We start from the raw sequence: 12,867 nt of genomic DNA on the forward strand, positions 1-12,867 counted from the left end.
GGTTACACTCTGAGATGTTTTCTTGTTGTGAAGAAACTTCCCAGAAGTCCGATTCCCACACCAAGTCCAAGTCCCATCGGGATCAGTCCTTCATAGATCTGCCAGATCGGGATAAAATCTACGATTCCTGTCAGTACATTGAATTTTGTCAGAATAAACTCAACTGCGGAATTGTAGAGGAAAAACAGACACACCAACGGGATTGCCGCACCAATCACACCCAGAATGATTCCTTCCAGAAGGAATGGAAGCCGTACAAAAGCATCGGTAGCTCCTATGTATTTCATAATTCCAATTTCTTCCTTACGAACAGAAATACCCATAGATACAGTATTGCTAATCAGGAATACTGAAATGATCAAAAGAATTACAATGACGGCAATGGATACATAAGAAACCAGTTTGTTAATAGATCCCAGTGTCTTGGATGCCTGCTCAGACTGATTTACCTTGCGGACATGATCCAGACTCTGGATATAATTTACCAGCTCTGTCTGCTTGGTGATATCGTTAAGATATACCTGATAGTTGGAAGAATTGGCAAGAGGATTATCATCCTTAAATCCATCTGCTGCATCTTCATCGCCAAAATATTTCTGTTTATAATCTTCCCACGCCTGGTCTGCAGACTGATAATCCATTCTGGCAACTTCCGGTCTGGCCTGAATGGCATCACCGACTGCCTGGATCTCTTCCTCTGTAGTTCCCTCATCAAAGAATACCGTAATTGGCACTTCTTCTTCTACTTTATGTGCTATGGAATTTACGTTGTTAACAATGGAATAGAAAATTCCTACCAGAAAGATGCATGCAGCCATTGTAATGATACATGCCAGGGAAAACATCCAGTTTCTTTTTATATTCTTAAATCCCTGCTTCAGGGTATACCAGATCGTACTAGGCCTCATGATATCCTCCCTCTTTCTCATCGCTGATGATCTTTCCATTGTGCATGGTGACTACTCGTTTACGCATGGCATTGACGATGTCTTTGTTATGGGTGACTACCAGAACGGTGGTTCCTCTGTCATTGATCTGCTCCATCAGAGCCATGATCTCCTCGGAAGTCTTCGGATCCAGGTTTCCGGTTGGCTCATCTGCCAGAAGGATGTCCGGGCGGTTTACCAGTGCTCTGGCAAGGGCAACTCTCTGCTGCTCACCACCGGAAAGTTCATCCGGATATGCCTTATATTTCCCTGCAAGACCTACTTCCTGGAGAACCTCCGGAACACGTTTACGGATCACGCGGGTCGGTCTTCCGATAACACGCTGTGCAAATGCTACGTTCTCATATACATTACGGTCTTTTAACAGGCGGAAATCCTGAAATACTACGCCAAGCTTTCTGCGATATTTGGCCACACGTCTGTGTTTCATCTTCTCCAGACGTTCTCCGCTGACTGTAATGGTTCCATTGGTAGAATCCAGCTCTTTCATCAGAAGCTTGATCAGTGTGGATTTACCGGAACCACTGCTTCCTACTACAAATACAAATTCCCCTTTATCAACATGTAAGTTCGCATGATTCACAGCCGGAAGACCCGGACCATAAGATTTGCTCACATCTACAAGATCGATCATATGTATCCTCCTCTATATTGCAAAAGCATAATTATCTTAACTTTTTTGTAACATTATTGTAATATATATCTCGCATAAATGCAAGAATAAATTTTCCAGGCTGTAACAGCCCTCTTCGAGTTATTTATTTTATAATAAAAATGCAAAAAATACAATAGAGCCCCAAGGGTTATCTGTGAAGTTCATGTGAAATCTTCAAATTATTATTGAAGGCACACGATATCCCGCTGCAAAAAAATCATACAAAAACTGCCACCCATTCCGGTAAGGAACAGGCAGCAGTCAAAAAATCTGATCTGATGATATTAATATTCAAGCGTTTCCATGTACTTCATATAACGCACAACCATCAGTGCAATCTTAAATGTGATGGCATCCTCAAACACCCGAAGATCCAATCCGGTACTCTTCTGGAGTTTATCCAGGCGGTATACCAGTGTATTTCTGTGAATGTACAGCTGACGCGAAGTCTCGGATACATTCAGGCTATTCTCGAAGAATTTATCGATGGTGACAAGTGTCTCCTCATCGAAGTCGTCCGGAGATTTGTTATCAAAGATCTCACGGATAAACATCTTACACAGAGGAATAGGCAGCTGGTAGATCAGTCGTCCGATTCCCAGTGAGCTGTATGCGATCACTTCCTTGTCTCCAAAGAAGATCTTACCTACATCAAGTGCCATACGCGCTTCCTTATAGGAACGTGAAACTTCCTTCAGCTCATTGACGATGGTACCGTATGCCATATGGACATCCTCACCGTCTTTATTCAGGTCAAGAGTATCCAGAATGGTGTGAGCCAGCTTATCCATCTCCGGATAGCCCTCTCCTTCTTCCAGTTCCTTGACAATAATAATGCTCTTCTCATCAACTGCAGTGATAAAATCTCTGCTCTTTCCGCCAAAAAGGCTCTTCACGCTCTCCACGGAGCTGTGATCTTTCTCCTGGTTCAGTTCCAGGATCATGACTACACGACGGACATCTGCTTCAATATGAAGTTTCTTCGCTCTGTTGTAAATATCCACCAGAAGAAGATTATCAAGAAGAAGATTCTTGATAAAGCTGTCCTTGTCAAAACGCTCCTTGTACGCTACGATCAGATTCTGGATCTGGAAGGCTGCAAGTTTACCTACCATATAAGTATCCTCATCATCTCCATGGGCTACCAGGACGTATTCCAACTGATAATCATCACAGACCTTAAAGTACTGAAATCCCTTGACAAGCTGGCTGTCCGCCTGGGATTCTACAAAAGCCTGGATATCTGCCGGCTGGATTTCAAAATCAGAAAAGGTAGACGCCAGTACCTTACCGTCTGTGTCAATGACACAAAATTCCGTCCTTGATATTTCTTTAAGTCCCTCGAGCGTATTCTGTAACACCTGATTCGATATCATTCCGTTCAATCCCTTCTCACTTATGTGTATGCTTATCTTCTGTCTTTCCCTCTCTATCTATGGCTATTTTAATACAAAATCACCAAAAATAAAAGAGGAAAACTGAAAAAATTTACAAATTTTTGTTGAAATCCGCCTAATTTTTCTCTATAAAGCCTTCTCCGTGAACCTCTCTTGCATCGGAAACAATCACAAAAGCATCGGGATCAATATCATCCACCAGCTCTTTCAGCTTCACGATTTCCTTCTTATTTACCACACAGAAGATGATGGTTTTCTCCTGGCCGGAGTACATACCCTTGCCACAGATTCCGGTTGCCCCACGGTCCAGGTCTTCCATAATGACTTTTGCCACCTCATCCGGCTTCTCCGTAATGATAAATGTCTGCTTGGAAAACTTCAGACCTTCGATCAGGCTGTCGGATACTTTTGTTACCAGATAAACTGCAATGATGGCATACAGAGCACGCTGGATGCCAAACACATACATACCCACAATTACAACAAGGCCATCAATAAACTGCATGATCTGTGCGATGGAATAATGACTTATATACTTCTGGATCAGTGCTGCCATCATATCCGTTCCGCCTGTGGTTCCCTGTCCGAGGAAAACCATTCCGATGCCGATTCCCAGGATCACACCACCGTATACAGCAGCCAGAAGAAGATCATCTCCCGCAATATTCCACACCGGCTGAATGGCAAGCCAGGTTGAGAGGGAGATCTCACCGGCCAGAGCTTTTTTTACAAAAGAAAAGCCTTTGATCCGCCATCCCAGAAAAAACAGTGGGATGTTCAGCGTGATATTGGTAAGCCACAGCGGAACTCCGCCATCTATGATTCCACCGGTCCAGTGCTTCACCAGGATCGCAATACCGGAAAAGCCGCCTGTTACCAGCCCGGTTGCATCAAAAACGGAATTGATGGCAAGTGCCATCAGCCCGGTTCCTACTATGATCAGAAGATAATCCAGATACCAGTTCTTTTTTTTCACAAGACTCATAAAGTGCTCCTTTCATTTATCATACGACAACTGCATCAGTTTCCCGTACTGACGTGTCATAAAAAGAACGGGACCGTACACTATTCTGCGTCCGTTCCCGTTCTCTTTTGCTATTTGTCTGTCTTTTTATTTATAAAATGAACAAATTCATAGCTTTCCATTATCTGAAAGTATTTTACGATTCTCGGATAAAGGGGCTCTGCCTTATCTCCGAAATGTTCTTTCACCAGCAGGGCAAGCTCCTGCACGGTTTTTGTTCCATCGATCTCAGGCCAGATAAAAGTTCCCATTTCATCAAGATGAACCTTGGAAAACCTTGGCTTGCCAAAAACCTTCTGCGCGATAGTATTGAACATACCCTTATTCTCTATCTCAAGAATGATCCGCTGCTTCAGGTCCCGGTGCCACCGGATCGACTGGTTTGTTTCCGGGATCAGATCAAGATAGTTGATATCCTGTTTCTTATCCTTTTTGTTTTTTCTCATCAGGCTTTCTTCTTTCTCCAGATAGAGAATTTAAGCAGTGACAGGATCATGATGATCATCAGTACAACGCCACCGATATTTCCGAAGTTTACAATGCCGGACATATCAAGGCTGATACCGAATACTGCAAATACTGCAAGAAGAATACCAACAAGACCCTCGCCGGCGATCATACCTGCACAATACAGAGTACCATCTGTGGACTGAGCTGTCTTTGTCTTCTCGTCAACACCTTTTCTGCGGTCAAGTAATCCACGTACAACACCACCGATCATGATGGTAGCGTTCAGGTAGATTGGAAGGTAAAGACCGATTGCGAAAGGCATTACCGGAATACGAAGGATCTCAAGGCAGATTGCAAGGAATACACCAATGAATACAAGTCCCCATGGAAGGTTTCCGCCCATGATTCCCTCAACGATCATCTTCATAAGCTGAGCCTGCGGAGCAGGAATCTCTGCTGTACCGTAGCCCCATGCTGCATTCAGAAGATACAGAACACCGCCAATAGCAAGACCGGAAACAACAACACCGAGCATCTCGCCCATCTGCTGCTTCTTAGGTGTAGCACCAAGAAGGTATCCTGTCTTAAGGTCCTGAGAGGTATCACCGGCAATTGCTGCGATGATACAGATAACAGAACCAACAGCGATCGCTGCTGTCATTCCGTCGATGCCTGTTTTACCGGAGCTCTTGATTGCAAATGTAGCGATCAGAAGAGTAGCGATAGCCATACCGGAAACCGGGTTGTTGGAACTTCCTACAAGACCTACCATACGGGAGGATACAGTTGCAAAGAAGAATCCAAAGATTACGATGATAAATGCACCAAGAAGAGTTACCGGGATAGCCGGAACGATCCAGATGATAAATACCATTGCAAAAACGCCAAGAAGGATGAACTGCATCGGAAGATCCTGTGCGGTTCTCGCTGTGCTTGTGCTCTTGCTTCCTTTCATGCTCTTCATGGAGTCACGGAAGGTTGTAACGATCAGCGGCAGGGATTTGATCAGGGAAATGATACCACCGGTTGCGATGGCACCTGCGCCGATGTATTTAACGTAAGTAGACCAGATTGCTGCTGCTCCGCCGTTTGCGTAAAGCTGTGCAATGGTTGTTCCCTCTGCTGCAGGGTACATCCATGTGTCAGGTCCGAACAGGCAGATCATCGGAATGATAACCATCCAGCCCATAAGGGAACCAACGAACATGTAAGATGCGATCTTCGGTCCTACGATGTAACCAACACCGAGAAGTGCCGGATAAACTTCCATACCGATCTCACCCTTGAAGGATTTGAATGCTGCTGCAACGTCTGCCGGAAGCAGTTTCAGTCCATCAACAACGAATTTGAAGATGGCTGCAAGTCCCATACCGGAGAATACTGTGGAAGCGTTTGCTCCACCTTCCTCACCGGCAAGAAGAACATCTGCGCAGGCAGTTCCTTCCGGATAGAGCAGAGTTGCGTGCTCTTTAACAATGAGGGCATTACGAAGGGGTACCATGAAAAGTACACCAAGGATACCACCGCAAAGTGCGATCAGAGTGATCTCAACGATGCCTGGTTTGTCTGAAAGTCCTTCCTCTGCCCAGAGGAACAGTGCAGGCATGGTAAAAATAGCACCTGCTGCAAGAGACTCACCGGCTGAACCGATAGTCTGGACCATATTGCTCTCCAGGATGGAGTTTCTGCGAAGAAGTACGCGGATAACACCCATGGAGATAACTGCCGCCGGAATGGAGGCAGATACTGTCATACCAACACGAAGGCCAAGATAAGCATTGGCTGCGCCGAAGATGACAGCAAGGATACATCCCATGATCACAGATGTAACTGTGAGCTCCGGAGTAACTTTCTCCGCCGGAATGTAAGGTTTGAACTCTGTGTTTTCGTTCATATTTCCTCTCCCTTTATCTAGTAAATTAGTAACGTTATCTAGTATAACAAATTTCGCTTATTTTTGCAAGGAATTATCTCTGTAATATTATGTATTATTTACAATTTTATGGATAATTATAAGCAAAAAATTAGTCACTATGCAGCTTTTATGCTAACATAGTGACTGTATTCTTGTTAATTGAATATTATACATTCCGAAAAAAATGTCGTTTTTTTTCAATTATCTGCTTCCAGCTGTTTTGTCAGATATCGTCCTACGATCTTGGAGAAATTTCCGATATCCCGGATATAGGCAAAATCCTTTCCAAAGATCTTCTTTTCCGCTGCAAGATCCTTCTCTTCTCCCGCAAATACTCCCAGAACACTGACCCCCTGGCTGCGGAGGCGGCGCACTTCTGTTGCAGTATCCGCAATAGCATATTTTCCCTGATAAGGTGCCGGATTTTTTGCATTGGGACGGTTTATGATCACATCATAAGGACGGCCGTCACTTAAGATGATCAGGATCTTTTTCTCCTCTTCTCTCTGTAAAAGGCCGTATCCCACTGCTTTTATGGCAAGCCCGTCGCGGTTGTTAGATGAAGTCACATAATTGAAAATATCATCATCTGCCGCGACCGGATCCTCATACTCCCGAAACCTGTGCAGGATGGTATGATCCCAGAATGTACAGTAACTCATAACCCGGTGGGGGATGTCCACATTACTTAAGGCAGAACTGATCATATAGGCCTGCAACGCCACATCTCCCTGTCGGCTCATCTGGGAACCGCTGGCATCGATCAGCACATCTACCACAAAATCCGTATTATCCCCACGGAGGATCCGTTTAAAAAGATTCGCCTCGCTGCTTCTTCCTACACGCCACAGCCTGGAAGGAACGATGGTTCCCCGGTCTGAGAGGACTTCCTGGTTTTCACTTCGGATCACCAGTGCTTTTTTCAGAAGTTCCGTCAGCATGGAAATATTCCGTTTCGCAATCCTGTGCTTGTCATGATAGACCCATATGTTCTTATTGCGGAGACGTTTGGCATACTGGTACTGGTAATTGTCCCGGACCGGATTTTTCAGGATCCCTTCGGTAAAATATAACGTACAGTCCCCGTGAATCCCCCGGCACATCAGATAATTCATTCTTTTTTCTTCTGCCGGTGAAAGATAACTTCTTCCAAAGTTCAGTTCCACATAGGTGTGGGCTTTCTTAAGTGCCTCCTCGGAAACCACTGTGATCTTGTTTTTTACCTTGCGCTTTTCCTCCATATCTTCAGTAAGGGAAGAATCCTCAAGATCTGTCATCCGGTCCGTAATCTTTTCCACATAGTTTTCCAGGGCATCCTCATACATCTCTTCGTTGAGATAGTCTTCCCAGCCGAATTCCGTCAGTTCCTCAAGCGTCACTGCCATTACCCGATCCAGAGAACCGTTTTTCTTCTCAAAATCCGGATCGATCACTGTATTATAAAGCCTGTCAATGATCCGGATCAGTTCCATGGTATCTCCGGTTTCTGCACAGGCATAGATCTGATCCCGGAATGCGGAAAGTTTTTTCTCCACAGGTTGCACACTTCCTGCAAGAACGTCACGGAATACCGCGACTTTCAGCCGATCCAGCAGTTTATCATAGGAAGGCAGGGTTTCATATTCCTGATCCAGGATATCTTCCAGCGCTTTTTTCCGCATACGGCGCACGCCCGGGCGTTCCTCGCAGATCCGCGTTCCCACTGCTGCCTCGATGCAAAGCTGTGTCAGCCCGGTAAGTTCCGCCTCCGACGCATCCAGATAGATCTTTTTCACAAGGTAAAGGCCAAGAAGGTTTTTGTCAAAATATCTGGCAAAAGCGCCCTGTTTGATCCCGTCGTAAAGTGCGATCTCTTTGGAGCGGAGAAACAGGGATACATCCGGCTTTACTTCCAGGGTGTAATCTCCACTGACCGTCCAGAGAAGATTCCGGATGCGGTTTTCCAGATCCAGTTTGTAATCTTCAATGGAAAGTTCTTCTGTCAGATCTTTACGCATAGACATCGTCCTTTGTCCACTCTTCCGGGATCCTTGTACGGACTACATCGTCCACAATCTCTTTTTCAAAAATATCGAAGGTTTTGTTCACCACTCCCATCTGCACTGCAGCCAGGGGAGAAAGTCCCGCGCGGACGATTTTCATGGCAGCCAGAAGGCCGCGGAGATCCAGGGATTTTGTGGAAATCTCACTGTTTACAGATTTTTTCTGAAGGTCCATAAAAACGCCGATAAACTGTTCCACTGCTTTTTCTTTTGCTTCCGGGAACATTTTGTTAAAAATGAACCCTAAAGTTTCCTCTGTCTGGGCCGGCATATCGATCACCAGAAAACGGGAAACAAGGGCTTCGTTCAGCTCTTTTGTTCCTGCATATCCATAATTCATGGTTCCGATAAAACGTGCCGCCGGATGGAGATCGATCCTGTCATATCCGGGAACATCAATGGAACGGCGGTAGTCCAGCGTTGCGTGAAGGACTGAGACCGCATCGTTCTTTGCCATGTTGATCTCATCCAGGATACCGAAACCACCGTACTCGGCACACTGGTAGATACTGCCCTTCCGGAGGCAGACTTCATTGTTTACAAAGGTATCCGTTCCGATCAGATCCCCGCTGTTTGTGTTGACATGGAAAGATACGTTATAGATCGGGCGGCCAAACGCATAGGCCAGATTTTCGGCCAGGATATTTTTTCCGGTGGCTTTCGGACCTGCAAGGAGGAGATTTTCCCCCTCCAGAAGACCTGCGATGGCCATTTCCAGGATCTCTTTTCCATAGAACGGAATGGACGGTCTGGTAACTCTTCCCTGTACTGCCTCATCCACGCCATAGTTTTTCCGGAATTCCTCGACACCGTGGATCAGGTCTTCGGAAACGTTCTGTTCTTTTAAAAATTCTAATTCTTTCATATATATATTTACTCCTGAATCTGATTCAAGCGGATAAAAGCCTTACAGCTTCTCTCTCCGCCAGGTAAAAAACGGGACAGATCTTACATCCGTCCCGTCATTTGCTTTCAAAGATGCCTCTGCATTCAGGGAACATCTCTTATTTCTTATATTTTATTCAGCCGATCATACCTCAAAGATCAGATCGCCGTAAGATGGCATCGGCCACATATCTTTATCCACGATCATCTCAAGCTCATCGACCGGTTTTCTTAATGCTTTCATTGCCGGTACAACGCTCTCTCTGAAGAATACGGCACGGTCACGTCCCTCTTCATGAGCTTCCGCCTCTGCGATCAGTCCGGAAAGTTTATCCATAGCTGCCTTGGTCTCTGCGAGAAGGGTGGAGGATTTTTCCAGAAGGCTTGTCTGTACGCTGACATCAAGTGCTGCACTTACTGCTTTTACAGAATTGATGGACTCTGCAAGAACGGTTGTGTAACGGATGACTGCAGGGATGATCTGCTTGGTTGCGATATCCACCATGGTCTTAGCCTCGATGTTGATGGCTTTTGCATAGCCTTCGTACTGGATCTCTGCTCTGGACTCAAGCTCTGCTCTTGTGAATACATTGAAGGATTCAAAAAGCTTCACAGCCTTGTCTGTAGTCAGTGCAGGGATGGCATCTACCATGGACGGAAGGATCGGAAGCCCACGTCTCTTTGCCTCTGCCTCCCACTCCGGTGCATATCCGTTTCCGTTGAATACAATACGCTGATGCTCCGTTGCGTACTCTTTGATCAGGTCATGTACTGCGGTGTCAAAATCTTCTGCTGCTTCCAGACGGTCGCATGCCTCGCGGAATACTTCTGCCGCAATGGTGTTCAGTACAACGTTGCACTCGGAAATAGAATCACGGGAACCTACCATACGGAACTCGAATTTGTTTCCTGTGAATGCAAACGGTGAGGTTCTGTTTCGGTCTGTAGCATCCTTCATGAAATCCGGAAGTGTCTTAACACCGGTATCCAGGATCTCGCCGGTCTTACTGTGTGTGGCGGTACCTGTGCTGATCAGCTGCTCCAGCACATCCTGAAGCTGCTCACCGAGGAATACGGAGATAACTGCAGGCGGTGCTTCATTTCCACCGAGACGTTCATCGTTTCCAACGTCTGCTGCAGACTCTCTCAGAAGATCTGCGTGCTCATCAACGGCTTTCAGGATACAGGTGAGAACAAGAAGGAACTGGATATTCTCATGAGGAGTTTTTCCCGGCTCAAGAAGGTTGATCCCGTCATCCGTTGTCAGGGACCAGTTATTGTGCTTACCGGAACCATTAACTCCTGCAAATGGTTTCTCATGAAGCAGGCAGCGCATACCATGGCGGCTTGCAACTTTTTTGAGGATACGCATCATGATCTGGTTGTGATCTGCCGCAATATTTACCGGTGCGTAGATCGGTGCCAGCTCATGCTGTGCAGGTGCAACCTCGTTATGCTGTGTCTTGGCTGTTACGCCCAGTTTCCAGCACTCCTCGTTGACTTCTTTCATGTATGCGGAGATTCTCTGACGGATGGTTCCGAAATAATGGTCATCCATCTCCTGTCCTTTCGGAGGCATGGCACCGAAAAGTGTTCTTCCTGTGTAGATCAGGTCTTTTCTCTGGAGCCATTTCTGTTTGTCAACCAGGAAATATTCCTGCTCAGCTCCAACGGAAGGCGTTACTTTTTTGGAAGTTGTATTTCCGAAAAGGCGGAGAAGTCGAAGTGCCTGTGTATTGATTGCTTCCATGGAACGAAGAAGCGGTGTTTTCTGGTCAAGTGCCTCTCCTGTGTAGGAGCAGAATGCAGTAGGGATACATAAGATTCCGCCGGCTGCGTCATGACGTACAAAGGCCGGTGATGTACAATCCCATGTTGTATAGCCTCTGGCCTCGAATGTTGCGCGAAGTCCTCCGGACGGGAATGAAGATGCATCCGGCTCACCCTTGATCAGCTCCTTGCCGGAAAAGCTTAAGAGTACCTTGCCATCTTCTCTTGGTGCTGTGACAAATGCATCATGCTTCTCGGCAGTAACGCCTGTCAGCGGCTGAAACCAGTGACAATAATGAGTGGCACCCTTCTCGATGGCCCATTCCTTCATCTCATGTGCAACCACATCAGCGATCTCCATGGACAGCTCCTTGCCCTCTTCTATTGTCTTTTTCAGTTCGCGGTATACCTTCTTCGGCAGACGGTCCTGCATAACAGAATCGTTAAATACATCGCAGCCAAAGATTTCCTTTACGTTGATATAATCTCCCATTTCTTCCTCCTTTTCGTTCCTGTATATCCAGTCTTTCTTATGAGGAAAGACGTTTTCACCTCTGTATGATCACCTTGTCCTCGGATGCCCGGATCATTCTTCGCTGTTCTGGGTGATCTCCTTGAGCTCCTGCATTTTCTGGTTCAGCCGGCTTTTTTTCTGTTTCTTACTGCTGGTGAGATAAAGGTTCATGGCCTCATGAAGATTATCGATCTCCACACGGGTCTGGTCTCCTCCGAATTCTCCGTCCAGCGTCCACGGAACAGCCTCCTCCGACTCAATCACAACATGTGCGGATTTGAAAGAATAGATCAGATCTGTATTATCTTCTGCGGTGAGAAGTGCAGTCATGATCTCCTGAAGCTCCAGCGGATTCTTCGGGTTGGTGATCAGTGTCACCTCAAACAGTCCGTCATTCATATCCACATTTTTTCCGGTGAGGTTCTTAAAACCGCCTACAGATCTGGAATTACTGATCATGCCGTAGATAAAATCATTCTCTACGGTCAGCTCATCGGAAGTTACTTTCAGATGATAGGATTTCACCTCAAAAAGCTGTTTCATCCCTTCCAGCACATAGGCCACATGTCCCAGGATATTTTTCAGATCCTGGTCTGTCTCATAGGAAACATTGGTAAACAGTCCAAACGCAGCCACATAGGCAAATGTCTGGTTATTAAATTTACCGATGTCACAGTGATAGATCTGCTCCTCCATGATCATGGATGCAGCTGCAGTCATACTCTTCGGCATAAACAGACTATTGGCAAAATCATTGGTGCTTCCTGCCGGGATATAGCCGATGGGTGTCTGGCTGCCCACTTCCACGATTCCGGTAACCACTTCATCCAGTGTACCATCACCACCACTGCAGGCGATCAGATCCACCTGATCCGCATATTCCTTCACCTGTTCATAAGCATCCTTCGGTCCCTGTGTGGCACGGATGATCACTTCGTACCCACCTTTGTTAAAGATATCCACAATGTCCAGCAGATGCGTCTTGATTCTTCCTTTTCCTGCTTTGGGGTTGAAAACAAAAAGCATTCTTTTTTTCATTATCCAATCCTCATTTCCCGAAATGATTCGTTATGTCTATTCTTTTACTATGATAAAAAAAACGATGTAAAATGTCAATCTTAAGTTTTTACATCTGGTCTTACCACAGACATTCGGAAATTTATAACAAAAAAAGTCCGAAAACCCAATAAAATTGAATCTTCAGACCTTTTGTTAAGTAGCGAGAGGGGGATTCGAACCCTCGACACCACGGGTATGAACCGTGTGCT

General features: G+C 45.8%; 10 protein-coding genes. All 10 read right to left on the minus strand.

All coding sequences use genetic code 11. The features are described 5' to 3' along the window. Positions 1-2: 2 nt before the first annotated feature. On the minus strand, positions 3-908 hold the full coding sequence (ftsX, locus tag G5B12_RS06865) for a permease-like cell division protein FtsX (protein WP_174087960.1): 906 nt from the start codon (positions 906-908) through the stop codon (positions 3-5). Continuing rightward, positions 898-1,581 carry a cell division ATP-binding protein FtsE gene (gene ftsE / locus G5B12_RS06870; protein WP_021976897.1) on the minus strand — a complete coding sequence of 228 codons (684 nt, stop codon included), beginning with the start codon at positions 1,579-1,581 and terminating at the stop codon, positions 898-900. The genes ftsX and ftsE overlap by 11 nt, the downstream gene beginning before the upstream one ends. A 305-nt stretch (positions 1,582-1,886) precedes the next feature. Beyond that, on the minus strand, positions 1,887-2,978 hold the full coding sequence (locus G5B12_RS06875; RefSeq protein WP_118062117.1) for a PucR family transcriptional regulator: 1,092 nt from the start codon (positions 2,976-2,978) through the stop codon (positions 1,887-1,889). A 136-nt stretch (positions 2,979-3,114) separates the two neighbouring features. Continuing rightward, positions 3,115-3,984: a YitT family protein gene (locus G5B12_RS06880; protein WP_118062116.1), complete on the minus strand. Its 870-nt coding sequence runs from the start codon at positions 3,982-3,984 to the stop codon at positions 3,115-3,117. A 110-nt stretch (positions 3,985-4,094) separates the two neighbouring features. Beyond that, complete coding sequence (locus G5B12_RS06885; protein ID WP_174087961.1) at positions 4,095-4,469, minus strand: PqqD family protein; 375 nt, start codon at positions 4,467-4,469, stop codon at positions 4,095-4,097. Next, a complete protein-coding gene (locus tag G5B12_RS06890; protein WP_118062114.1) occupies positions 4,469-6,367 on the minus strand; it encodes an OPT family oligopeptide transporter in 1,899 nt (632 codons plus the stop codon). The genes G5B12_RS06885 and G5B12_RS06890 overlap by 1 nt, the downstream gene beginning before the upstream one ends. A gap of 218 nt (positions 6,368-6,585) precedes the next feature. Continuing rightward, positions 6,586-8,385 carry a hypothetical protein gene (locus G5B12_RS06895; RefSeq protein ID WP_021977265.1) on the minus strand — a complete coding sequence of 600 codons (1,800 nt, stop codon included), beginning with the start codon at positions 8,383-8,385 and terminating at the stop codon, positions 6,586-6,588. After that, positions 8,378-9,295 carry an AAA family ATPase gene (locus G5B12_RS06900; protein ID WP_118062113.1) on the minus strand — a complete coding sequence of 306 codons (918 nt, stop codon included), beginning with the start codon at positions 9,293-9,295 and terminating at the stop codon, positions 8,378-8,380. Before G5B12_RS06900 ends, G5B12_RS06895 begins: the two co-directional genes overlap by 8 nt. Before the next feature lie 165 nt (positions 9,296-9,460). Beyond that, positions 9,461-11,578, minus strand: a complete 2,118-nt coding sequence (locus tag G5B12_RS06905; RefSeq protein WP_174087962.1) for a glutamine synthetase III family protein — start codon at positions 11,576-11,578, stop codon at positions 9,461-9,463. 93 nt (positions 11,579-11,671) lie between these two features. Beyond that, entirely contained in the window at positions 11,672-12,637 is a 966-nt protein-coding gene (locus G5B12_RS06910; RefSeq protein WP_118062111.1) for a diacylglycerol/lipid kinase family protein, read from the minus strand. Positions 12,638-12,867 lie beyond the last annotated feature (230 nt).

Origin of the sequence: Blautia sp. MSK.20.85, from assembly GCF_013317245.1 — a bacterium.
GTDB lineage: Bacteria > Bacillota > Clostridia > Lachnospirales > Lachnospiraceae > Blautia_A.